We start from the raw sequence: 24,789 nt of genomic DNA on the forward strand, positions 1-24,789 counted from the left end.
CTATTATTTGATTTATATTTTATAAAGGTTTGTATTCGAACTGAGGGAAACCTCTTACTCCATCTAAACTTGTAAGTCTCGTAAATTTCAGTTTGAAATAATATCCATCAGAATCTTTTATTACATAGAAACGATCTCCATATACTTCCAGACCATTAGTTCCAACAGGATTTCTCCAATTTGCTCCAATAACTCTGTGATCGTTATAAATAAATTTAGACTGATCTACGTTTGCAAGTTTGAAATTATTATAGGCATCCAAACCTGAACCTGAAGTAACCACAACTTCGTATGCACCTACTCCACCAACATTATTATTATTCACAAAATCAGCATAGATATAGCTTCCTGCTCCTGTAATTGTATTCGTAAATACTGTAAAACACAGGTCCCATTTGTTTTTTTCCGGCTGAATAAAGATTTGCTTTTTATTTTGAAGACTTACAAAATTGTAATTGTATGCTGCATTTTTAGTAACAGTAACTTCATAATAATTATTACCGTCAAGATCGGCAGATTTTACTTTATATCCGTCTCCTGCTCTTACAATCTGTACTTTTTTCCAGCCCCTGCTGTCTCCGCCGGTTGCTACAGAACCTACAGCTACAGCTCCGTTATAGATATCTTTACCCATATTAACAAGGTAAATTGCATTTTCAGAATCATTTGACTTGATTCCTTCTATTGCTGTATAGCCTGTTGGAAAATTTCCCTTTACATCATCAATATAAATTTCATTGGCAGGATTAAAATTAGCAACCTGAACCTGGTTTTTTAATGTAGAAACACTTGCATCCGTTACCTGATCCAAAGTGGTAACATTAGGAACTTTGGCGGCAGCCATCATGATTGATGAATTTAAAACTACTTTAAACTCACTACCGGTGTAAAAAGCCAAATCCCAATCCGTTCTTCTTGTAAAAGTCTGTTTTGGCTTACCATTTATATCTACATCACTTAGATCAATCCATACCTGATTTGGTTGTGTTGCACCTCCCACATTCGGATCTGTGATTGATCCCTCAACTGGAGCTACAGCTACAGGATCTTCATTATCGTTAATGCAAGACTGAGAAACTAATGAAAAACCAATTAAAAGGCAAAAAAGTATTTTTTTCATTCTGATTCTTTTTAAAAATTATAATTTAAACGGGCAAAATAGCTTCTGCCATAGAAAAGATTCTGATTGTTCGCTCCTGCATTGTGACCATCTCCTGCAATGGTTGTATTTCTGATAGATGATACATCAAAAATATTTTTAATTCCTAAGCTTAATTCCAGATGATTATTAAAGAAAGGCTGGGAAACGGTGAAATTCAACATACTAAAGTCATCAATCTCACCCAAAACATATCGTCCCGGATCTGTAGGATCCTGAGTATTGGCCAAATGAACGTATTGTTTGCTTTTTCCAGTGTATTTGTAGTAAAGCGCAAATAATGTTTTTGTTTTTGACAATGTATAATTTGCCCCTAAATTTGCTTCAACATAATAATTATAATTGTCTGGAGAAGTAAGGTTTCCTGTGTTCATTACTCTGGAAATTCCCATTGTAGATACTCCTGTGTTAATACTTAAATTATCTTTTCTAATGTTTAAATTCCCACCAAAAAGAATTGATTTATAATTATCTACATTAATATAAGTATATTGAAGCGGGCTAGGATTGATGATTACATTTTCAATTCTGTCTTTTACATCAAGATACATTCCTGAAAGACTGATGTTAAACTTCCATGCATTCGGAGAAGTAAGATTGTAATCCCAGAATAAGCCTGCTGAATATCCTGTTTCAGGCTTTAAATCTGCATTTCCCCGGATATCGTGGTTATTGTCGACTATATAGGTGTACAATTCATCATAAGTTGGAAATCTGTTTGCAGAACCAAAAATTCCGCGAATATCAGATTTATCAGAAAAGTTATATTTTGCTGTAAATGAATAATTGAATTGAGAATCAAATTTATCACTTAACGCCAATCTCACCCCCGGACGTAAAGAAAGCTGGTCGGTTACCTTCCACTCTGCAGATAAGAAATTAGCGTAATTAAAAATTGTTCTGTTGATATTTTCATTTCCCGAAGTTCCAAAATTCCCGGTGGAAGCATCTGCAAATCCTTTTGTTCTATCTAATTCATATCCAAGCTGAAAATTGAATTTTTCACTGTCTAAGAAATTGCTGAACATTCCTCTTGAATACAAAACATCTGATTTGTAATATGTTTTTTTGTCTTCTTTTGAAATTTCACTTCTATCCGGAACGTCATAAACATAATCCTGGGATTTTCTCTCCTGACTTTGATAAGAAAAATCACCATTATAGTTTATTCTTCCCAATTTTGTCTGAATATTAAACTGATGAATCCATCTTTTTGTAAAATAATCAATGTCATCGGAAACATAAGTTCTCTGCCCGCCTCCAAGTGGGTAATCTGTTACCCTCGGGTCGCGGAAATTAATAGTTTCTGTAAGAAAATTTACTTTATAAAATAATGTAGTATTATTTTTTGAATAACGAACTGCTCCGTTTGTAATTAACTGATCTTTTGGCTGCCATTCGTAACCTCTAAGAAGATCGTTACCGGTATTAAAGTATTTGTACCCATTTTGACTGCCTTTATATCCCTGAAAATCATTATGATTAATATCTGCAGTGACCGACCAGTTATCGTTAATTCTATATCCTAAATTTAACGATTGAACATGTCTTCCGTTTCCTTTTTTGAACCAGTCATAATCTTTCCCTACCGTTTCTTCCTGTAAAGAAAGTAAGGCGTTGAATTTCTTAAAATAGGTTTTCTTAGTAATAATATTAATAACACCAGCTACTGCATTATTACCATATTCTACACCCATTGAACCTTTTACAATTTCTATACGTTCAATATTATTAACGTTAAGCTTTGTAAGATCCACCAGGTTTCCCATTCCCTGATCACTTACAACAGGAATATTGTCAATAAGAACTTTAGTATATTCTCCGCTTAATCCCATAATATTGGCGTTGGAATCTCCGCTGCCTCTATTGGGCTGAATTAAAATATTAAGGTTTTGATTAAGAACTTCTGCTACATTCGTAACAGCCATATTTTTAATCTGCTGTGCATCAATCACTTCAACTTTATAAATAGATTTATTAATGGACTGCTGCATATATTGTCCTGTAATGACAACCTCCTCTATTTTCTTCTGATTAAGAGAATCATTTTCCTGTGCATTCATCCATAGAATAGTGGATAAAGATAGAATGGAAAGCACTTTCTTCTTCATAGATGCAAAAATTTTCGACAAATATAGTGCTTTATTTAGAACAATTAAAAATAAATACTTATTTTTGTGGAATAATTCTAAATAAAAATAACGTTATGAAATTAAGACTACTTCTTGGAACTTTAATGCTTACGGCTATTGCAGCTAATGCACAAGTAGCTACAATCAACGAAAATTTCGATGGATTTACTTCCGGTAACAATACTTTTCCACAGAATGGATGGAGTACGAAAATGGCAGCCAACCCAATGCCTTTTCCTCCTGCACCATTAATGATCGTTACTACAGATGCTAACAAAGGCGTCCAGGCATATTCAGGAAATAATACCAGTGAACCTTCTTATCTAATTACTCCACAAATTGTAGCACCTACGGGTGATAAAACAGTATCTTTCACGGTTGTACTGGCATCTCCTTCGCCCGCTCCCGGAAGCATTCAGGTTGGTTTGGCTTCAAATCCTGCAGATATGACTACTTTTGTACCTGTAGGAAGTTCTACAACTTTATCTACAGTTGGAGCAACTCAAAATATTAGTGTAAATATTCCTGCATCTACTTCGCAGTATATTGTATTCAGATTTACTCCTACAGCAGCTCACGTTGCTATACAAATTGATAACGTTGTTTACAATACATCGTCATCTTTAGCAGTTTCAGATAACGTAAAATCTAAAGGAGAAATTCAGTTTGCAGTTAATTCTGAAAACACAGCTTTACAATTCGTAACTAAAAAAGATCCTAAAAACATCCAAATTTATTCTGCAGGAGCTCAAAAAGTTGCTGAAGGTAAATTATCAGGAAAAACATTCGATATCAGCGCCCTTCAGACAGGCGTTTATTATATCATTATTGAAACTGCAGAAGGTTCGGCAGTGAAATCAAAATTTATTAAAAAGTAAGATTTATTAGACTAACTTACAATTTAAAAGGCTGATTTATGATTTTCATAGATCAGCTTTTTTTTATGAATAAAACTTAACAAACAAGCATAAAACAGCATCAAGACTCGCTTTTTAAAGTAAGAATAAAAATAAAACACGATAAATATCATGTTTTTATTTAGAATAGTTAAAAATAAATATCTAGTTTTGTAGAATAATTCTAAATAATAAAATATAACATTAAGATATTATGAAAACAAAATTACTTTTTGCTACGATGCTTGCTTTTGGTGTACAGCAAACCGTTTTATCTCAGGTAGATGCCAACGGATATACTACAGTAAATCTTACAACAGGCGCAAATTATCAAAACCGTGTATTCTTTGATTTTAGTGCTAATAACATCGTTTCACAACCTGCAGATGCATGGGATATTGCATTTTACAGAAATTCGAGCATGAGTTTTGGATCAAGAGTAAATGACGGTCAGAATATTGAAGTTTATCAGGCTTCAAATGTTCCTACAGAATGGGATAATATCAATATTGCGAATATTTCTTCTTGGGGAAGCCCGTTGTATAATCCGGATCAGACCACTTCTCTTCAGGATGGAGCTTTCGAACAAGGCACTGCAACATACGGATGGGGAGAATACAATGTAGGAAATCACCACGTTGAAGGAAAAGTGATCTTTGTTTTAAAATACTTAAATACAAATACTTACTATAAATTCATGATCACTGATTATTTTGGTGGTTATACATTCAAATATGCAAAATGGAACGGTACAACTTGGGATGCTACACAGACAAAAACCCTTGCAAATGGTACTGATGATGCATTCTTCAACTATTTCTCTTTCACGACGGGTGATAAAGTTGCGAATATGGAGCCGCCAAAAGCAAACTGGGATCTGATGTTCACAAGATACTGGACTTTCTATGCAAACATCATGATGTACAGATTGTCGGGAGCGATCCAAAGTCCGAACATCTCTGTAGCAAAAGTTCAGCCTGAAACTCAGGAGACGGCAACAGTAACTCTCCCCGCTTCAGCTGCATTTTCTAATAACCTTACAACAATTGGTCACTCTTGGAAACCCACAACTGGTGTTTATAGTGATGTAGCTTACTATATTAAACAAGGATCAGAATACTATAGAATGTATTTCACACAAAATGGAGGGGCATCAACAGGAAATATGTATTTTAAATACAAAAATATCACGTCTTTCTTAGGTACAACAGATATTGCCGGCAAAAAAGCATCTTTCGGTATCTATCCAAATCCGACAACGGCTGACAAACAGGTTACGGTTTTATTTGATGTTAAGGAAAAAGTAAACAGCAAAGGTAATGTAGAAGTTTACGATCTTTCAGGTAAAAAAGTATTTTCAGCAGAACTTACAAATCAGACAGGTTTTTATAAGCAGGATCTAAATCTTTCTCACCTTTCTTCAGGAAATTATTTAGTAAAAATTACTTTCGGAGGAAGCACGGAAACCAAAAAACTGATTGTAAAATAAAATCTAAAATTTTAATACTTTCTATTTTTTCTAATAAAAGGCTGCTCACAATTGTGGACAGCCTTTTAAATTTTTTATCTATAAGATTGAAGGTATAAATCTTTAATTTCAGATTTTATTTATAAAGTTTTATATCCTTTATAAACCTGAGTCGAGCTTTCAAGCATTTTTGAAATATCTCTTCTGAAATCCAACAAGTGATCCTGTCCGTTGTGGCGATTCAGATGTTCCTCACTTTCCCACAATTCTACCATGAAAAAAGTTCCTTTATTCTCTTTATCTTCAATAAGATCATATTGCAGACAGCCTTCTTCTTTTCTGGTTTCTCTTACCAAAGTCTGAAAAAGTTCCACCGCTTCCATCAGATAATTTTCATTAAACTTGAAAAGTGCAACTACATGTAAATTCATTGTTATTTTTTTAATGATGTAAAAGTAGAATATTTTCAAAACCAAAAGTTCTTTTATTCATCTTATTTTTCCACATTTAAGAGAAATTATCTTTAAAAAACAGATTTGTAAATAGTTATAGAACTCATCACAATCACCAAAATTCCGATGACTATAAACATACTTTTTACGGGAAGTTTTGCCGTCAGCATTGCAGAAAATGGTGCAGTAACAATTCCGCCGATTAAAAGTCCGAGAATAATATTCCAGTGTTGAATTCCCAATGTAAAAATAAAAGTAATTGCTGCCGTTAAAGTCAGGATAAACTTCGCAACCGTAGAGCTTCCCACCGCAAATCTTGGGGTAAAAGAATTTTTAATTAAAGTTCCCGTCACCAGCGGTCCCCATCCTCCGCCTGCAAAAGCATCGATGAAACCACCAATTGCACCCAATCTCGTTAAATTCGTTTTTCTTTTTAATCTTTTATCCTGTTTTTCTTTAAAAGCATTTGATAAAATTTGAATTCCAAGGTATAATGTATAAAAAGAGATAATGGTTTTTGTGATTTTTGAATAATATTCTCCAAGATAAGTCAGCGAAACAGCTCCGATAATGGCTCCGAAAATGGCAGGAATTGCCAGTTTTTTGACTAAACTTTTACTTACATTTTTCAATTTAATATGACTGATACTTCCGGCTGCCGTTGTAAAACTTTCCGCAGAATGAATACTTGCACTTACAGCGTGCGGAGGAATTCCCAGGAATAAAAGTGTCGTCGTACAGATCACGCCGTATCCCATTCCCATTGATCCTGCAACGATTTCCGCTAAAACTCCGACCAGCATCATCCAGTAAAAAATGTAATTGTCTTTGGCTAAAATATTTAAAAGTTCATCGAGATACCCCATTTCGTACATCGAAAAAACGACGATAAACAATAAAGCCAATGTCACAAAAAAAACATTGAGCCTGATCTGAATTTTCCTTGAGATTACCATAATTATAAAATCATTACAGCACCAACTGTTGAATTACTCGTTTCGTCTATCAAAACAGCATTTCCCGTAGCATTACTCTCTTCAAAACTGTCAAAAACCAATGGTGAAGCTATTTTTAAACGAACTTTTACGACTTCATTTAATTTTACACTTTCAGAAATTGGTGTTTTTTCTAAAGTATTGACATCAATTTTATAATCGATTTCTTTTACAATAGCTTTTAAAACCTTGCTTTTATGTTGAATAAAATATTTGTTGCCTTCATTTAATTCTTTTTTATCGAGCCAACAGACAACGGCTTCAATTTCATTTTCAACTTTCGGAAGATTTTCAGTTTTCACTAAAAAATCGCCTCTGCTGATATCAGTATCGTCTTCAATATGTAAAACTGCAGGTTGATTGGTGAAAACAGCTTCCACTTCTTTTCCTCCCGTTTCTATTTTGGAAATTTTAGTTTGAATATTTTGTGGAAGAACGGTAATTTCATCACCTTTTTTATAAATTCCAGAGATCACTTCTCCCGCATAACCTCTGTAATCATGCAGTTCATCAGTTTGCGGGCGAATCACATATTGCACCTGAAATCTTGGACTTTCAAAGTTTTTATCTGAGTTGATTTCAATATTTTCAAGAAAATCCAACAAGGTAGAACCTTCATACCAAGGCATATTTTCAGATCTTTCAACAATATTATCTCCATGAAAAGCAGAAATCGGAAAATAATTGACATTCTCCAAGCCTAATTTCTTTGCAACCAATTGATACTGAGCTTTAATATCATTATAAACTTCTTCAGAATATTCCACCAAATCCATTTTATTGATCGCCACAACGACATTTTTCATCTTCAACAAAGAAGCAATAATCGAATGCCTTCTGGTTTGTTCGATGACGCCTTGTCTTGCATCAATCAGAATGACAATCAGTTGTGAATTAGAAGCGCCCGTAATCATATTCCGGGTATATTGAATATGTCCCGGCGCATCAGCAATAATAAATTTTCTTTTCGGTGTCGAAAAATATCTGTAAGCAACGTCGATGGTAATTCCCTGCTCTCTTTCGGCTCTCAATCCGTCCGTTAAAATTGCAAGGTCTACTCCGTTTTCGTTTTTATTTTTCGATTGTTTTTCCAACGCTTCAAGCTGGTCGATCAATATATTTTTACTGTCGTACAAAAGCCTTCCGATGAGGGTACTTTTCCCGTCGTCTACACTTCCTGCCGTTATAAATCTTAATATGTCCACGTTTATTTTATTAATAATGAGTAATTTAATTAAGGTTGTGTTTGAGATTAAGGTTAAGATTAAAAACCTCCAACTTTCAGCTATCCAGTAGCTTTTAGATTAAAAATATCCTCCTTTTTTTCGGTCTTCCATTGCGGCTTCTGTCACTTTATCATCAATTCTGGTTTCACCGCGTTCGGAGATTCTTGATGCTGTAATTTCATTCACCACCTCATCTAATGTTTCGGCAGAACTTTCAACCGCTGCCGTACATGTCATGTCTCCAACAGTTCTGTAACGAACTTTTTTATTCACAATCTCATCATTTTCATCGATTTGAATGTAATCAGAAACAGCAATTAACTGTCCGTCATGTTCGATCACATCACGATTATGCGAGAAATAAATTGACGGTAATTGGATATTTTCTTTTTTAATATAATTCCAGACATCAAGCTCCGTCCAGTTCGAAATCGGGAAAACTCTTATATTTTCACCTTTGTTGATTCTTCCGTTATAAATATTCCACAATTCCGGACGCTGCAATTTCGGATCCCATTGCCCAAACTCATCACGAACAGAGAAAAAACGCTCTTTAGCCCTTGCTTTTTCCTCATCTCTTCTTGCTCCGCCAATGCACGCATCAAACTGAAATTCTTCGATTGTATCTAATAGAGTATGAGTCTGCAACCAGTTTCTTGAAGCAAATTTTCCTTTTGGCTCGGTTAAATTTTTAGCTTTAATTGTATCTTCAACCTTTCTTACAATCAATTCTGCGCCAATATTTTCTGCTAAATAATCTCTGAATTGTAATGCTTCAGGAAAATTATGCCCCGTATCAATATGAACCAACGGAAACGGAATTCTCATCGGAGCAAAAGCTTTTTTCGCCAAATGAACCAATGTAATAGAATCTTTTCCGCCACTGAAAAGTAATGCAGGTTTTTCAAACTGAGCCGCAATTTCTCTCATGATATAGATACTTTCGGCTTCTAACTGTTCCAGATAGTCTAGTTTATATGTACTCATTTTAGTTTAAATTTTTTGAATTAATGCGTATGCAGACCGCATTCTTTTTGTGAACTTTCCCACCACCAACGTCCGGCGCGAGGATTTTCTCTCTGTTCGATTGCTCTTGTACATGGTTGACAACCAACACTTATGAAGCCCTTCTTATGCAAAGACAGTTCCTGAACTTTATTTTGTTCCAAATAATCTAAAACATCCTGGTAATTCCAATGGATCAATGGGTTGTATTTGTATAATTTCCTGTCTTCATCCCACTCGATGATCGGCATATTTTCCCGGTTTTCCGACTGCTCGGAACGTAAACCTGTGATCCAGATTTTAGCATCTTCTAAAGCTCTGTTTAAAGGTTTAACTTTCCGGATAAAGCAACATTCTTTTCTATTTTCAACGGAATGATAAAAAGCATTGATCCCTTTTTCATTCACATATTTTTCTACATCGGAAGCTTCCGGAAAATAGACTTCCGTTTTTATTTTATACCGTGAATTGTTTTGTGAGAGTAATTCGTAATGTTCGTAAAAAAGTCTTCCTGTATCTAATGTGAAAACTTTTATCGGCAATTGGTTTCTGAAAATGATATCTGTAATCACCTGATCTTCCTGACCAAGTGATGTGGAGAAAACAACTCCATTCGAGAATTTTGATGAGATAAATTTCAATCCCTCCTCTGCTGAAAGCTTTTTCAGTGTATCTGCATCTTCTTTTGAAATCATATTTTGTTCATTTGAAGTACTGCAAATATCTGATAAAATAATTATCCTACCAAACAAGTAGACTAATTATTCAAAAAAAGGATCAGATCAGTCGATCAAATCCAGTAAAGTTTTTTCTTCTAATATTTTAAGTGAAGCATCACGAACTTCTATTAAGACATCATGCAAACTGCAGTGATCTTCGTTGCAGTCATCACATTTTTCATAAAAATTTAAGCTTACGCAAGGCAGAAGTGCAATCGGACCATTTACCAAACGGATAATTTTGGCGAGTTTTACATTTTCAGGATTTTCTTTGAAAAAATATCCGCCGCCTTTTCCCTTTTTACTATCAAGAATGTCCGCTTTTTTAAGCTCAAGTAAGATATTTTCTAAAAACTTTAAAGGAATTTTTTTTCGCTCTGCGATTTCAGAAATAAGAATCGGACCGTCATTCCTTCTTTCTACAAGATATGACAGTGCCTTAAAAGCATATTGAGATTTTTTAGACAGCATTACAGCAAATTTAAGAAAATAGTTTTAATATTATGAAACTGGATTTTTAAACACAAATAGCACTAATTTTTGCACTAATTGCACAAATGGGAAGTTTTTATTCTCCCACAGATTTTCACAGAAAAAGGGCTTCGAGAGCCTCAGCCCGACACTGTGTAAAGATTTAGTATTAGTGATGTCATCCTGAGCTTGTCGAAGGATCTTATCGGGACAGTTGTAGATTGTTCACTAAACTATACTTCGTTCTGAATGACAACAGCTATCAGCTTTTTTGTGATTTTCCGCTTAAATCATTAAGTTTGTTCTATGTTCAGTAAACAGGAAGCACAGCAATTAAAAAAAGAATTTTGGACGGCTTTTGGAAAGTCTTTTCCCAGAAAATGGATTTTGTATGACACGAAAGTCAAAGATTTTTCATTTAAATTCAATGCAGATAATAAAAAAGCAGAAGTTTCTTTGGATATCGAAATGAAAGATGAGATTTTTCGAAATGCTTATTATGATAAGATCTGGTCGCTGGAAGATATTCTTAAAGATTTTATAGGAGATTTTCAAAAAGAAGAATATTTTACCCTAGAAAACGGAAAAGTAATCGCAAAAATCTGGACTGAAAAACATGGAGTTTCTATTTTCAATAAAAATACTTGGCAGGAAATTTTTGAATTTTTTGTGGAGAAAATGGATGGCTTTGAAAGGTTTTATTATGAGTATGAGGATTTTATAAAGGATGTTTGATTTTAAAAAAAAATCATTATATTTAATAAAAAAATAAAACTTATGAGAAAAACAATTTATTTCGCCGCTATTATCTATTGTTCCGTAATGTCTATAAATGCACAAGAAAAAAAAGAGAAAAAAATAAAACAATTTGAAGAAACAAAAAACTATATATCAACTTCTCCTATTGGCATTCAGAGGGACAGATATTATAATGAAACTAAAGCTACAATTTTATCCTATTCAAAAGAATTAGGTGAGGAAAATCTAAATCTACTACTAAATTTTAACAAAGCTGAATATGGTAAGGCCGTAAAAGATAATATATGGAAAAATGATTCATCTAAACAAGATAAGGAAACAGCAAACATTGTTTATGCTAGTAATTTAACTTCAAGACTTGAAAATTATAAACTTAATGTTTTGGAAAAATTAGAAGATATTTTAAAGAATAAAAAATAAGAAATCATTTAACAAACAAGAAACCGAAAGTTTCTCGTTCCTTTTTACCAAATGACAAATGCCAAAAAAAATTCTTTAGCTAACTTGCATTCATGAAAGAACTATTCGATTTTATTTTAAGATTCGGAAACCTCAACCAACAACAAATGGATTTCATTGCAGGTAAAGCGACAGAACTGAATCTTCCAAAAGAAGAATATTTTTCTGAGGCTGGAAAAATTGCAAAGCAAGTCGGGTTTGTTGTGGACGGAATTCTTAGAGTTTGCTATTACAACAATAAAAGTGAAGAAATCACAAAATATTTCATTGAAGAAAATAATCTGGTTGTAGATCTGGAAAGTTTTGATAATCAGATCTGTTCAAGCGCTTATGTTCAGGCGGTGACGGATTGTAAACTCATCGTTTTTCAAAGAAAAGACTGGTTGGAGCTTTTACAAACTATTGTTGGATTCGATGCAATTGTTCATAAAATCATTTCACGGGCATTGATGCAAAAAGTAGAAAGAAGAAGTCCGTTGGTTTCTGAAGATGCAACTACAAGATATTTAAAGTTTTTGGAGATCTATCCTACCGCAGTGAACCGTATTCCGCTTTCTTATGTTGCTTCTTATTTGGGCGTTACGCAATCTTCATTAAGTAGAATTAGGAAAAATATAAAATAAATGAAGAGTGAAAAACTAAAAATGAATAATAATAAATTCAAATTTTTAGATAATAAATCACTTTTTGCCAAATGACAAATGTTATCCTGTTTAATTGACGGAATTTTACATCATCAATTAAACAAAAAATGAAAACAGTATTAATTACAGGAGCCAACAGAAGTATTGGTCTTGAAACAGCAAAACAACTTTCCGAAAAAGGATTATTTGTTTACTTAGGAAGCCGTAGCCTTGAAAATGGTGAAAAAGCAGTAAATGAACTGAACGAAAAAGGATTTCAAAATATTAAAGCAATCGAAATTGATGTTACGAATCCGGAATCAATTGCAAAAGCAAAAAATATTATCGAAAACGAACAGGGAAAACTTGATATTCTGATCAACAATGCCGGAATCCTGGGTGTAAATCCTCAAACGGCAGCTGAAACTTCCGTTAAAGACATTAAAGAAGTTTTTGAGACTAATTTCTTCGGAGTAATCAATGTTACACAGACTTTCTTAGATTTGCTTAAAAAATCTGACAGTCCGAGAATCAGCAATATTACTTCAGGACTTGGATCCTTAACGTTGCACAGCGATCCGACATGGAAATATTATCATGTAAAAGCAGCAGCTTACGGACCTTCAAAATCAGCTTTAAACGCTTATACAATTGTTTTAGCTTATGAATTGAGAGAATTATCCTTTAAAGTAAATGTGATCGACCCCGGTTATACTGCAACAGACTTCAATCATCACAGCGGACCGGGTTCTGTAGAAAGTGCAGCTTCGTTTATCATCAAACATACTTTGACAGACGAAAACGGACCGACCGGACAATATTTCAGCAATGATATTGAGGATGAAACAGGAATTAGTCCTTGGTAAGAAAAGGTTTAAACCAATTACAAAAGAGAGACTTTCGGGTTTCTCTTTTGTTTTTTATATCATTCACGATTTGGACACATCATTCATTGATTGAGCTACTTTTTCCGTTCCGCAACTTTCCATCTTTGTACCATCATTTAAAACAAATAAAATATTTAAAAATGGAAACAAAAAAAGTATGGTTCGTGACAGGAGCTTCAAAAGGTCTTGGATTAGCCCTAGTTAAAAAATTATTAGCAAACAATTACCGTGTTGTTGCTACAAGCCGAAACTCTCAATCTTTAATTTCAGAAGTTGGTGAAACATCGGAAACATTTTTACCGCTTGAAGTAAATTTAACGGACAATGAAGATGTAAAATCGGCGATCGCAAAAAGTATTGAACATTTCGGGCAAGTTGATGTGATCGTTAATAATGCAGGATACGGACAAATCGGAACTTTGGAAGAACTTTCAGACAAGGAAGCCAGAACCAATTTCGACATCAATGTCTTCGGAACTTTGAATGTAATCAGAAATGCAATGCCTTATCTTCGTCAGCAAAAATCAGGGCACATTTTCAATATTTCTTCGATAGGAGGCTATTTTGCAAGTTTTCCGGGTTGGGGAATTTACTGTGCCACTAAGTTTGCCGTTGCCGGACTTACGGAATCTTTGGCAGAAGAAATTAAGGATTTCGGAGTGAAAGCAACCGTTGTTTATCCTGGATATTTCAGAACAGATTTTTTAAGCAAAGATTCTGTAAAAACACCTGAAAATGCTATTCCGGATTATGAAGCGGCAAGAAATTCTCAACAAGCTCACCTGAATGAAATAAACGGTAATCAGCCCAACGATCCAGAAAAAGCAGCAGAAGCCGTGATTACAATCAGTGAAGAACAAAATCCGCCTGTACATTTCTTATTGGGAAGCGGTGCATCGGAGTTGTTGGACACTAAAATTGGTATGATTAAAGGAGATGCTGAAAAGTGGGAAAGCTTGACGCTGTCGACTGTGATTTAATTTGTCAGCTATTAAATCCTATTCTGTCAGACTGAGGTTCTCGATGCTTTTTTAGAAATAAATTGGGAATCCTTCGAGAGCCTCAGGATGACATCGTTAATACTAGACTTTAATTCTTCTCTGTAATTTAAACATAAAGTTTAGAGATCTCAGGCTGAGGTGTTCGAAACCTTTTTATAAAATAAATAGGGAATCCTTCGAGAGCCTCAGGATGACAACGCTAATACTAACAGTTGAACTTGAAGTTTAAATTAAAAATAATTAAATAACTTAGCAATTATGAAACAGACATTCCGTTTTAATTCCATTTCCGAATTTCATGCTTTCTGTAATCTTCCGAATCCGGAACATCCGTTGATCAGCCTGATAGATTATAGCAAGGTCCGTTATCCTGTGAATGATGATGAGCTGAAATGGATCCAGAATTTTTATTCGATCGGCTTGAAACGGAATGTCAATGCTAAGTTCAATTACGGTCAGCAACAGTATGATTTTGACTCGGGGGTTTTGTGTTTCGTTTCACCGCTTCAGTTTTTGAGTCTGGAAATGAAGCCCGACGTTGAAGTAGAACCGACAGGATATTTATTGCTTATTCATCCCGATTTCCTTTGGGGAACGTCTCTTATTAAGAAAATCAAATCTTACGAATTTTTCAGTTATCAGATCAATGAAGCGCTTTTTCTATCTGATAAAGAAGAGAAAATTATTGTTGATTTGTTCAAAAATATCGAAAAGGAATATCAGACGAATATTGATAAATTTACTCAGGAATTAATTGTTGCTCAGCTTGAGTTGTTTTTGATCTATGCTGAACGTTTTTATGAGCGTCAGTTTTTTACCCGAAAAAAATCCAGTCACGAGTTGCTGGATAAATTTGAAGAAGTTCTTTCTCAACATTTTAGCAACGGAAATCTTCTTGAAAACGGAATTCCGTCTGTAAAAATAATTGCCGAACAGATGAATATTTCACCTAATTATCTGGGAACTTTGTTGCGCATTCACACCCAACAAAACACGCAGCAACATATTCAGAATAAATTGATTGATTCTGCAAAAGAGAGATTAAGCACGACAAATTTATCCGTCAGTGAAATCGCTTATGAACTGGGATTTGAGCATCCGCAGTCTTTTAGCAAGTTATTTAAGCAGAAGACGAATCAGTCGCCGGGGGAATTTAGGAGGTTGTTTAATTGATATTGTTTTATTACTTTAACAAATAAAAGTTACTTGTCTATAATTATAACAAAAATTCAACTTTAAAAATTAATTTGCAATTTTGATTCAAATATATCAGTCATGGATATTCAAACCAGAAAATTAAATTTAATCACTTATCTTGCTCAGCTTCAGGATGAGAGTTTCTTTGAAAAAATTGAGGAATATATTTTATCAAAATTAGAGAAAGAAGATCATACTAAACCATTTTCAGTTGAAGAACTAAATAAACGGATTGATCAATCATTAGAAGACTCTAAAAACGACAAAGTTATTGAGTCGAAAATTTACTTTCTGAAATTAAGCAATGGCAGTAAAGATATTCTGGACAGATTTTGCAAAAGAGCAATTAAGGAACATCTTTGATTATTACAAATTAAAAGCCAGTCCTAAAATTGCAAAAAATTTAGTTACCGGAATTGTTGAAAAGACAAATACCCTTGATTTTCAAAAAGAAATAGGACAAAAAAAAACAACTTCTTTCATCAAGAAAAGAAAATTTCAGATATCTGATTTATAAAAATTATAAAATCATTTATTGGTTCAACGAAGAAAAGAACGAGTAGAAATCAATGATGTTTTTGATGCAAGGCAAAATCCCGAAAAATTCAAGAAAGACAATAACTTTAAATAACAAAAAAAGAGAAGCTCACACTTCTCTTTTTTATTTTATATTATCCAAACTTCTTCTTCCTCAACCAGAAGAACAAACCTCCCAAAATACCAATAATCACTAAAGGAAGCAGCAAATTAAACCATTGCCAGTAATTTCTTTCTTCACTAATCAGGTATCGGTCGAGAAGTCTTTCTTCGATATTACGGTTTCTCAATTCCATCAGATTGCTGTCGTCCAACAGATAATCCAGCGCATTTTTTAAGAACTGTTCGTTTCCGAAACGTTCCTGTGTAAGGACATCCATTCCTAAAGGAAGCGGTTTTCCTTTTACGACTTTATTTCTTGCGATGTCTCCGTCTGCAATAACGATCATTTTATTTTCAGGACTTGAAGCTTTAAAACCGGGATAAGATTTTCTTTCAATTCTTGAAGCATAAGCCGAAGTGAATTTCCCCTGCAACGCCACTGCAAAAATCTTTGGCGTACTTGGTTTTTCCATTTGTCCAAGACTGTCGACACTGTTGATTTCTTCTAAGCTAACATAATTTGGAACCTGTTTCAGCAAAGTTCTTTCACTCGACTCAAAAAGCACTGATGTTTTAATATTTTTTCTTCCCAACGTATCAATTGAAGTCGGGAATTCAAATTTAACAGGGTTAATATTTTTCGTAATCGGATTATCATTTTCTGCAATTCCCAAAGGAAAATAAGGCCACGGCTGTGTAGAATACTGTGCATTTCCGGCAACTTCACCGGCAACAAATTTTAACTTAGCAAATTTTTTCACATCCTTTACCAAAGCCGGGTTGATTCTTAACCCGTAGTTGAAAAAGAAATCCGTCATGTTTAAATCAATAGGGAAAGGCATCAGTTTTTCGGACCTCATCAAAGTATCCATTTCGGCATTTACCGCGTCGATCATCCAAAGCGTTTTTCCGCCGTTCATGATGTACTGATCCAACACTAATTTTTCCTGATCTGTAAATGCTTTTCTCGGTTTTGCAATCACCAAAGCACTCATCTGTTTCAGCATCGGAATATCAGCCAAACTCAGTTCCTTTTGATTTTTCGGAATAATGGGTCCCGCATCGTAATTTTCCAGTGCAAGATTCATGAATCCCTGAAATTCTCCCGGACTCAATTCATCCTGATTCACCAAAACTCCAACTTTTTTGAAATTTTCGTTAGTTGCAATTTTAAGTTTAGAAATTAAATTGTATTCTAAATTTTCAATAGATTTATTAAGCAATTCAGCATTATCAACATAATTCTGTTCCACGATAAGCGGTACTGTTACTTTGTTTCTGCCGTTTTTAATAAGAGCGTAAGGATAAATTTCTATCTGTGACGTTTTACCGCTTTTTCGGTCATCCAACACAGAAGGGTAAATTCCTCTTGCCAATAAGCTGTCTTTCGGAATTTTTGTTTTAATAGGATCAATGAACTTAAAATCAACATTCGGATTCACCTTTCTGAAATTCTCCAGCATGAATTTCGTTTCGCTCTGAAGCTGTTTGAAATCGGCAGGAAAATCTCCTTCCAGATAAACATCAATGTTGATCGGCTTTTTAACCGATTCCAATACTTTAATTGTATTATCGGAAAGCGTGTATCTTTTTTCTTTGGTTAAATCTAATCTGATTCCTGAAACTGCCAGAATAATTGCCAATGGCAACACTGCGAAAAGTAAAATTCCTACCGGAGATTTGAACTGTATCTTCTTCATAATTCTACTTCTTTTTATTAATAAAATGATTAGACAAAACGAGTGTAACACCAATAATCAAAGCAAAATAAGCAACATCCTTAAAATCAATAAGACCTCTCGTGAAGCCCATGAAATGCTGATAAAAACCAATATTTTGCAAAATGAAATCTGCTCCTCCCAACAATTTATAACTTGCCAATTGTTCGATCCCGAAATACATGATGAAACACATGAAAACGCCCAACAGATAAGCCATAATCTGGTTCTGAGAAAGCGAAGAAGCTAAAATTCCGACTCCTGAAAATGCTGCAATCAAAATAATTAAACCAATATAACTTCCGAAAGTCATTCCCAAGTCAATATTTCCTGCAGGAACGCCCAAAACATAGACTGTATAAAGGTAAATCAATGAAGGAATTAGACATAAAATCCCAACAACCCAGACAGAAAGAAATTTTCCGAATACAAGGTCCGAAACTTTTAAAGGCTGAGAAAATAACCAGTTTAATGTTCCTGTCTGTTGTTCTTCTGCAAACGTTTTCATAGAAAGTGCGGGAATAATGAACATCAATAACCAGGGAACCAGAACGAAATAACTTTGCAAAGAAGCTATCCCGATGTCGAAAATATTAGAATCATTTTCGAAAAAAAACAAAAACAGAGTCATGATGAGACTGAAAGCTGCGATAATTACCCACGCGCTCCAGTTTCCGAAGTAACTCCAAAGTTCTTTTTTTAAAATTGCAATCATAGTTTTTATTGTCAAATGTTGATTGTTAATAGTTGTCAGTTGATCGTTAATTGTTGCTAGATTTAAATAAAAAATTTCACATCTATCAACTATAAAACAACAACCATCAACCAAATCATTATTTTTTCTTTTTTTTATTAACCAGTTTAACAGTCATCATGATTAAAAATACCAGAACGAAAAATCCTGAGATTAATTGCCACCAATAGTCAATTACCTGAGATTTTAAGATCACGGTGAAAACGATAAGGAACAAAATGAACGTTGCGATTTCATTCGCCTGTCTTAGCTTTATATTGGCTGTATCCAGAGTATTTCCGTTAAGTTCTTTCAGTTTTAAAATTTTTTTCCAGCACCAGTAATGGTAGATTGCCAAGCCGATCAGAAATGTAAGTTTTAAATGAAACCAAGGGGTTTTCATTAATCCTAAATTCAGAAAGATCATTGTTAATCCGCAAACGGTCATAATTACTCCTGCCGGAACAGTAATAATATTCCAAAGTCTTCGAGCCATGAATGTATATTGCTCTCTGAGGATTTTCTTTTTTTCTTCCGGAAATTCGTCGGTATCTTTATAATAAACGAAAATTCTCACGAGATAAAAAATTCCCGCAAAATAGCTTACCATGAAGATAATATGTAAAGCTTTTATTATGGTGTAAAGCATTCAGAAAAAATTATGTGCAAAGATAAGTTTTTATATATTCTTTAAAAATTAAAATGCTTTATAAAGTATGTAAAAGATGCTTCGACAGGCTCAGTATGACATTGCTGAAACTAACTATCTTTTAAAAGTTAATTCTTGTCGTATCATGCTGAACCTGTCGAAGGATTTATATTTTTATGATAATTTCAAAATTAAGAAATTACACCAAGCTCCTTTCCTACTTTTTCGAAACCGGCAATTGCTTTGTCCAAATGTTCTCTTGTATGCGCTGCAGAAAGCTGAACTCTGATTCTCGCTTTTCCTTTTGGTACAACAGGATAGAAGAATCCGATTACATAAATTCCTTCATCCATCAACTTTTCAGCCATTTTTTGAGCCAAAGGTGCATCGTACAGCATTACAGGAACGATTGCAGCATCACCATCAGGAATGTCAAAACCTTTAGATTTCATTTCCGCTCTGAAATATTCTGCATTTTCCATTACTTTATCACGAAGAGAAGTATCGTCTGAGATCATATCCAACACTTTCAAAGCTGCACCCACAATTCCGGGAGCCAGTGAATTGGAGAATAAATACGGTCTTGAACGCTGTCTCAACATATCAATGATCTCTTTTTTACCGGAAGTAAATCCTCCCAAAGCACCACCAAGAGCCTTTCCCAGTGTAGAAGTAATGATGTCTACTCTGCCCATCACTTCATTCGCTTCGTGAGTTCCACGCCCTGTTTTTCCGATGAAACCTGTTGCATGAGAATCGTCAACCATTACCAAAGCATCGTATTTATCGGCTAAATCACAAACTCCTTTCAGGTCTGCAACGATTCCGTCCATTGAGAAAACTCCGTCTGTTACGATAATTTTAAAACGGTGATTTTTTTCAGAAGCTGCGATTAACTGGGCTTCCAAATCTGCCATATTATTGTTTTTGTAACGGTATCTTGCCGCTTTACAAAGACGAACTCCATCGATAATTGAAGCATGGTTCAGTTCATCAGAAATGATCGCATCTTCTTCCGTAAACAAAGGCTCAAAAACACCTCCGTTCGCATCAAAACAGGCTGCATAAAGAATAGTATCTTCAAGACCTAAAAAATCAGCAATTTTTTGTTCCAATTGCTTGTGAATATCCTGAGTTCCGCAGATAAAACGTACAGAAGACATTCCGTAGCCATGAGATTCTATCATATCCTGAGAAGCTTTCATCACCTCCGGATTGTTTGATAATCCTAAATAATTGTTGGCACAGAAGTTCAACAGCTTTTTCCCGTTGGCTTCGATTTCCGCACTTTGCTGAGAAGTGATAATCCTTTCTCTTTTGTAAAGCCCGTCGTTATCAATATTTTGCAGTTCGTTCTGTAAATTTTCAAGATACTTTTTAGAGATCATTTTAGATAAAATTTTTGATGCGCTAATTTAGTAAAATCACGGTAAAGTATCAGCTTTTATCACTTTTATTCTAAATGTTTAAATAAAATTTTAATATTTTTCATTAATAGTCTATAATTTTAGTAGACTAATTATTATATTTGTTCCTTTAAAATCAGAAAAATGAGATTATCGCCAGTACAAAAAATTAAAAATATATCGTCGGAAGACTTTCTCACTACTTATCTGAAACCCGTAAAACCTATTATTTTAAACGATTTTGTAGATCCCGAAAGTCCGGCTTTCAAAAAATGGAATTATGAATATTTCAAAGAAATTGCCGGAGAACACAAAGTCAATATTTACGGAAGTGAAATCGAATCACTGGACAGAGTTGCCAGCAAACCAATAGGACAGAGTACATTCTCAAATTACCTTGACCTCATCACTTCCTCTCCTACTGAACATCGTCTTTTCTTATTTAATTTATTAAGCATTAAGCCCGAACTGAAAAATGACATTCATTATAATGACGTTACGAAAGGAAAAATTATAAAATGGCTTCCTTTCATGTTTTTCGGAGGTGAAGGTTCGATTACCCGAAATCATGTTGATATCGATATGTCTCATGTTTTTATCACTCAATTTCAGGGAATTAAAAGAATTTGGCTTTTTCCCTGGGAACAATCTGATCTAATGTATAAGCTTCCTTATAATTTTCACAGCATTACCAACATCAAAGAACCGGATTATGAGGAATTTCCGGGCTTAAAATATCTAAACGGTTATGAGGCTGTTATAAAACCGGGTGAAACGCTTTATATTCCTTCCGGATGGTGGCATTACATTCAATATGAAACGGAAGGGTATTCTGTATCCATAAGAGCCTTGCCTTCAAGTTTATTAGAAAAATGGAGAGGTTTCAAAAACCTTATACTGATAAGACATTTTGATAACCTGATGAGAAATGTATTCAAAGAAAGATGGTTTAATTTCAAAATAAGAAAGGCAAAACGAAAAGCCAACAGAGCCATTAAAAGGCAAAAAAACTTTCAGATTTAAATATAATATTAATCCTAAAATTGACTTACTATGGAATTAGTTTATTTAATACTTTCAGCAGAACGACCTATGTATCTTTATTATCCTATTTTTAATTAACCTTTATTTAAATGAAAAACCTTCAGAAATTCTGAAGGTTTTAAAATTTATTGTAAAAAAATTATTTTTTAATGAATTTCTTTGTAAACTCAGATTTATCTGTTTTTACTTTTAGCAAATAATTCCCTGTACTTAAATCAGAAATATTAATCGTCTTATCAGGATTTGATAGACTTCTTACCAAACTTCCTTTTGTATCAAAAATAGAAATTGAGCTGATTTTTCCTTCTGTTGCAATATTTAATCTATCAGTTGCAGGGTTTGGAGAAATAGTTACTGTTTCCTTTTTAGCAACCTCATCTGTTCCCAAAACAGCTAGATTTGTTACTAAAATATTATCAACTTTAAAACCGGTTCCGTAATCATCATACACAAAATCAATAATTTGCGCATTTTTATACGTTCCTAAATTTCCTGTGTAAATTTGAGTTCCATTCAAGAAATATTGTAATGTATTAGTCGATTTTTTGATACTAATTTTTATATTATACCATTGATTTGGATTTAAAACAGGACCGTTAGCAAATGCTGTTCCTGTTCTGTATTCCAATGTACCTGTCTCATAATCAACTCTTAGAGCTGCCGTATAATAATAATCTACTCCATCATTATAAACTGCAATTTCATAATCCGAGCCGTCGATAGCGTCGAATTTATAATCAAAAGAAATTTCTACATCATCTCCCGTTACCAAACTTGAAATGTTTTTTTCGATTCCACAAAAACCTAATACATCTCCTTCACTTAACATTGTAAATGAATTCACACCATCTGTTGCATTAGAGCTCGCAACCGTAGGATTTGTAGCAGGTATTCCTCCCCAAGCTGACCAACCTTGCTGACCACCCAAACTTCCTAATGTATAACCTTCTGAAGTTTCAAAAGAAATTTTTGTAGTTTGTGCACTGACTGAAAGTACACCAATAGACATAAAAGTCACTAAAGAGAATAAAATTTTTTTCATGGCAATATTTTTTTAATTATTAATGAATCAACAATTTACAAAAAAGTGATTTTAAAAAAACAATTTTTAACATTAAAATTCATTAAAAATAGAATTATTTCTACGCTATTTAACATAAAATCAATCTATCAGCATAAAAAAGCCTTCATTTCTGAAGGCTGCATTTTATTTCTTTAAAAACTTTACATTTTTATCTTTTATCTTAAATATATAAGTTCCGGGAACGAGCTCTGAAATATTAATTGATTTTTCAGGTTGATACATTCCTTTTCTCACCAATTTTCCATCTGTAAAATAAATGGTAAAATCTGTTGGCTTATCAATTCCTTTTATATTAATCTCATTTTTCGCAGGATTTGGATACAAAGCAAATTGTTCTTTATTCAATTCTGAAGTACTTAATGTATTATCCTGAGTAACTGTTGAATTTCTTTCTAAAATCTGATACTCATAATTAAACTCTACACTTGCCACCGGAAAAGCTACCGTTTGTACAAAATACTGGTTGTTTGTAGTATTATTTAAGGCAAAATAAGCAACCTCACCTCCTGTTCCGTTTACTTTAATCGGTAAAGGCATTTCGTAAAAGCTTACAGATGGATGACTTTGTGTCTGCGATGCTTTAAAGGTCACTGTATTTCCAGACTGTCTCCATCTGATATCGTAAATAGGATAACCTTCTCCATAAATCCAGTCATTGAAAAATTCTGTAAAATCTCTTCCTGTTGATGTTAATAAAGATGCGTTCAAATCCTGAGTTCTTACATAATTATAAGCCAGATTCGGTCTTGTATGATATTCCTGAAGTGCCTGATAAAAAGCTGCGTCTCCTAAGATCCATTTCAGCATTCTTAAAACATATCCACCTTTCGAATAAGATAACCTTCCACTGAAAATAGCTCCAACGTTCGTTAAGTTAGAATCCGCCACATAAACACTTCCTTCCGGCGCACCAGTAACGTAATTTTTCTGCACCATCAGATAATTTAGAAACTCGGTATTTGTCATTAACAGTTTTTCATTAGCAAGATGTTCTCCGAAAGTTGCAAAACCTTCGTTCAGCCAAATATCATTCCATGCTCCGCAAGTTACTTTATCACCAAACCATTGATGAGCAAGCTCATGTGCAATTAATCCTCTCCCCCATGATCCTAATGAAGACATTGTCTGATGCTCCATTCCGCCACCCGCCTGAAATTCCATATGTCCATATTTTTCATTCCTGAAAGGATATGGTCCGAAATAGGTTTCAAAAGTATTCATAATTGTTTTTGTCCAGTCTATATTGCTCATACTGGTTGTATTGGCAGCAGTTGAAGGGAATACATAATTTATAAAAGGAAAAGGAGGGGTTCCCATTGTATCAGTCAATTTAACATAATTAGTAATTGAAAGTGCAATAAGATAAGCTGCGGTAGGATATTGAGTTCTCCAGAAAGTAAGCTTTTGACTGCCCGGAAGAGCTGTTTCAGACATTAATTTTCCATTTGACGCAACATTATATTGAGAAGGTGTAGTAATTTTAAAATCAAATCTTTCAATTTTATCATTCAGACTTTGCTTTGTAGGAAACCAGTCCTGTGCTCCGTAAGGTTCGCTTAACGTTGATAAAACTGCTGTCCCTCCCTGTGTTCCGTTAAAAAAAGAGTTGTTTGCCGTTGGTGGAACTCCGGAATACGTCACCGTCAGAGAATCCAAAACATTGGCAGGAAGTGCAGACTGAAAATTAATTTTAAGTTCTTTCGTCATCGCCAGTTGTTGAAAAACAAGCGTATTTCCATGATACTGAACCTGTGAAACCGTCATCTGATTATCCAGATCAAAATAAATACTGCTCATACTTTGATTAGGCTTGAAATGAGAAGTCACCGAACCCGAAATACTTCTCACTGCAGGATCTATGGTAACATTCATTCTTTGGTACTGCAAATCATAATTTAAAGTATTCGGATTGGTGTTTCCGACAGCCATTTTATTGGCAAAAGATTTCATTTCCTTTGCAATCAGACCTTTCCTTTCAACATTATCATTCTGAGCATAAGATTGATGAAAAGCAAAAACACTCAAAAGTAAAAAGTAAAATTTTCTCATACTTAATTTATATTATAT

The 24,789-nt window shown here is 34.0% G+C and carries 25 protein-coding genes; 11 read left to right on the forward strand and 14 right to left on the reverse strand.

The features are described from left to right. Positions 1 to 19: 19 nt before the first annotated feature. Together ABD745_RS15275 and ABD745_RS15280 are read right to left on the reverse strand one after the other, a co-directional pair. Positions 20 to 1,120: an HmuY family protein gene (locus ABD745_RS15275; RefSeq protein ID WP_344831723.1), complete on the reverse strand. Its 1,101-nt coding sequence runs from the start codon at positions 1,118 to 1,120 to the stop codon at positions 20 to 22. Positions 1,121 to 1,131: 11 nt separating this feature from the next. Continuing rightward, positions 1,132 to 3,270 carry a TonB-dependent receptor plug domain-containing protein gene (locus tag ABD745_RS15280; RefSeq protein ID WP_344831727.1) on the reverse strand — a complete coding sequence of 713 codons (2,139 nt, stop codon included), beginning with the start codon at positions 3,268 to 3,270 and terminating at the stop codon, positions 1,132 to 1,134. A gap of 95 nt (positions 3,271 to 3,365) precedes the next feature. Between ABD745_RS15280 and ABD745_RS15285 the strand changes: the two genes are divergently transcribed. Beyond that, positions 3,366 to 4,169, forward strand: coding sequence for a T9SS-dependent choice-of-anchor J family protein (locus ABD745_RS15285; RefSeq protein ID WP_344831733.1), 804 nt, complete (start codon positions 3,366 to 3,368; stop codon positions 4,167 to 4,169). A 232-nt stretch (positions 4,170 to 4,401) separates the two neighbouring features. Beyond that, positions 4,402 to 5,676 (forward strand): T9SS type A sorting domain-containing protein, encoded by a 1,275-nt coding sequence (locus ABD745_RS15290; protein WP_344831738.1) that lies wholly within the window; start codon positions 4,402 to 4,404, stop codon positions 5,674 to 5,676. Positions 5,677 to 5,795: 119 nt separating this feature from the next. Here the strand turns inward: ABD745_RS15290 and ABD745_RS15295 are convergent, their stop codons facing one another. The 6 genes from ABD745_RS15295 to ABD745_RS15320 all read right to left on the reverse strand — a co-directional run bounded on the left by ABD745_RS15295 (position 5,796) and on the right by ABD745_RS15320 (position 10,523). Next, positions 5,796 to 6,086: a putative quinol monooxygenase gene (locus tag ABD745_RS15295; RefSeq protein WP_344831743.1), complete on the reverse strand. Its 291-nt coding sequence runs from the start codon at positions 6,084 to 6,086 to the stop codon at positions 5,796 to 5,798. A 92-nt stretch (positions 6,087 to 6,178) separates the two neighbouring features. Next, positions 6,179 to 7,063, reverse strand: a complete 885-nt coding sequence (locus ABD745_RS15300; protein ID WP_344831747.1) for a sulfite exporter TauE/SafE family protein — start codon at positions 7,061 to 7,063, stop codon at positions 6,179 to 6,181. 2 nt (positions 7,064 to 7,065) lie between these two features. After that, positions 7,066 to 8,307: a sulfate adenylyltransferase subunit 1 gene (locus tag ABD745_RS15305; RefSeq protein ID WP_344831751.1), complete on the reverse strand. Its 1,242-nt coding sequence runs from the start codon at positions 8,305 to 8,307 to the stop codon at positions 7,066 to 7,068. Positions 8,308 to 8,406: 99 nt separating this feature from the next. Further along, positions 8,407 to 9,315, reverse strand: coding sequence for a sulfate adenylyltransferase subunit CysD (gene cysD / locus ABD745_RS15310; protein WP_344831754.1), 909 nt, complete (start codon positions 9,313 to 9,315; stop codon positions 8,407 to 8,409). Between the two features lie 20 nt (positions 9,316 to 9,335). Continuing rightward, positions 9,336 to 10,028: a phosphoadenylyl-sulfate reductase gene (locus ABD745_RS15315; RefSeq protein ID WP_344831756.1), complete on the reverse strand. Its 693-nt coding sequence runs from the start codon at positions 10,026 to 10,028 to the stop codon at positions 9,336 to 9,338. Between the two features lie 87 nt (positions 10,029 to 10,115). Beyond that, a complete protein-coding gene (locus ABD745_RS15320) occupies positions 10,116 to 10,523 on the reverse strand; it encodes an RrF2 family transcriptional regulator (protein WP_047398206.1) in 408 nt (135 codons plus the stop codon). A gap of 306 nt (positions 10,524 to 10,829) precedes the next feature. Between ABD745_RS15320 and ABD745_RS15325 the strand changes: the two genes are divergently transcribed. The 8 genes from ABD745_RS15325 to ABD745_RS21630 all read left to right on the forward strand — a co-directional run bounded on the left by ABD745_RS15325 (position 10,830) and on the right by ABD745_RS21630 (position 15,966). After that, a complete protein-coding gene (locus tag ABD745_RS15325; protein WP_344831764.1) occupies positions 10,830 to 11,258 on the forward strand; it encodes a DUF4268 domain-containing protein in 429 nt (142 codons plus the stop codon). A 42-nt stretch (positions 11,259 to 11,300) separates the two neighbouring features. Continuing rightward, entirely contained in the window at positions 11,301 to 11,702 is a 402-nt protein-coding gene (locus ABD745_RS15330) for a hypothetical protein (protein ID WP_344831767.1), read from the forward strand. A 92-nt stretch (positions 11,703 to 11,794) separates the two neighbouring features. Further along, positions 11,795 to 12,364, forward strand: coding sequence for a Crp/Fnr family transcriptional regulator (locus ABD745_RS15335; protein WP_344831770.1), 570 nt, complete (start codon positions 11,795 to 11,797; stop codon positions 12,362 to 12,364). Positions 12,365 to 12,492: 128 nt separating this feature from the next. Beyond that, the gene (locus ABD745_RS15340) at positions 12,493 to 13,230 is read left to right on the forward strand and encodes an SDR family oxidoreductase (RefSeq protein ID WP_344831773.1); all 738 of its coding nucleotides are present in this window, start codon (positions 12,493 to 12,495) and stop codon (positions 13,228 to 13,230) included. A 161-nt stretch (positions 13,231 to 13,391) separates the two neighbouring features. Then, the gene (locus tag ABD745_RS15345) at positions 13,392 to 14,231 is read left to right on the forward strand and encodes an oxidoreductase (RefSeq protein WP_344831775.1); all 840 of its coding nucleotides are present in this window, start codon (positions 13,392 to 13,394) and stop codon (positions 14,229 to 14,231) included. Between the two features lie 279 nt (positions 14,232 to 14,510). Next, on the forward strand, positions 14,511 to 15,425 hold the full coding sequence (locus tag ABD745_RS15350; RefSeq protein ID WP_344831777.1) for a helix-turn-helix domain-containing protein: 915 nt from the start codon (positions 14,511 to 14,513) through the stop codon (positions 15,423 to 15,425). 102 nt (positions 15,426 to 15,527) lie between these two features. Further along, on the forward strand, positions 15,528 to 15,812 hold the full coding sequence (locus ABD745_RS15355) for a hypothetical protein (RefSeq protein ID WP_344831778.1): 285 nt from the start codon (positions 15,528 to 15,530) through the stop codon (positions 15,810 to 15,812). Then, a complete protein-coding gene (locus ABD745_RS21630) occupies positions 15,754 to 15,966 on the forward strand; it encodes a type II toxin-antitoxin system RelE/ParE family toxin (RefSeq protein ID WP_425549802.1) in 213 nt (70 codons plus the stop codon). Before ABD745_RS15355 ends, ABD745_RS21630 begins: the two co-directional genes overlap by 59 nt. 154 nt (positions 15,967 to 16,120) lie before the next feature. Here the strand turns inward: ABD745_RS21630 and gldG are convergent, their stop codons facing one another. The 4 genes from gldG to kbl all read right to left on the reverse strand — a co-directional run bounded on the left by gldG (position 16,121) and on the right by kbl (position 20,576). Continuing rightward, the gene (gldG, locus tag ABD745_RS15360) at positions 16,121 to 17,704 is read right to left on the reverse strand and encodes a gliding motility-associated ABC transporter substrate-binding protein GldG (RefSeq protein WP_425549809.1); all 1,584 of its coding nucleotides are present in this window, start codon (positions 17,702 to 17,704) and stop codon (positions 16,121 to 16,123) included. Between the two features lie 88 nt (positions 17,705 to 17,792). Next, the gene (locus ABD745_RS15365) at positions 17,793 to 18,521 is read right to left on the reverse strand and encodes an ABC transporter permease (protein ID WP_344831782.1); all 729 of its coding nucleotides are present in this window, start codon (positions 18,519 to 18,521) and stop codon (positions 17,793 to 17,795) included. Positions 18,522 to 18,639: 118 nt separating this feature from the next. Then, positions 18,640 to 19,188, reverse strand: a complete 549-nt coding sequence (locus ABD745_RS15370) for a CopD family protein (RefSeq protein WP_344831784.1) — start codon at positions 19,186 to 19,188, stop codon at positions 18,640 to 18,642. A 191-nt stretch (positions 19,189 to 19,379) separates the two neighbouring features. Further along, positions 19,380 to 20,576: a glycine C-acetyltransferase gene (kbl, locus tag ABD745_RS15375; RefSeq protein ID WP_344831787.1), complete on the reverse strand. Its 1,197-nt coding sequence runs from the start codon at positions 20,574 to 20,576 to the stop codon at positions 19,380 to 19,382. Between the two features lie 162 nt (positions 20,577 to 20,738). Here kbl and ABD745_RS15380 point away from each other — a divergent pair, with 162 nt between their 5' ends. Beyond that, positions 20,739 to 21,617, forward strand: coding sequence for a cupin-like domain-containing protein (locus tag ABD745_RS15380; protein WP_344831789.1), 879 nt, complete (start codon positions 20,739 to 20,741; stop codon positions 21,615 to 21,617). A gap of 160 nt (positions 21,618 to 21,777) precedes the next feature. On the opposite strand, the gene ABD745_RS15385 is transcribed toward ABD745_RS15380, so the two are convergent. Further along, on the reverse strand, positions 21,778 to 22,680 hold the full coding sequence (locus ABD745_RS15385; RefSeq protein WP_344831791.1) for a T9SS type A sorting domain-containing protein: 903 nt from the start codon (positions 22,678 to 22,680) through the stop codon (positions 21,778 to 21,780). Between the two features lie 165 nt (positions 22,681 to 22,845). Beyond that, on the reverse strand, positions 22,846 to 24,771 hold the full coding sequence (locus tag ABD745_RS15390; RefSeq protein ID WP_344831793.1) for a M1 family metallopeptidase: 1,926 nt from the start codon (positions 24,769 to 24,771) through the stop codon (positions 22,846 to 22,848). Positions 24,772 to 24,789: the final 18 nt, after the last annotated feature.

It is taken from the genome of Chryseobacterium ginsenosidimutans (assembly GCF_039536845.1).
Lineage (GTDB): Bacteria > Bacteroidota > Bacteroidia > Flavobacteriales > Weeksellaceae > Chryseobacterium > Chryseobacterium ginsenosidimutans_B.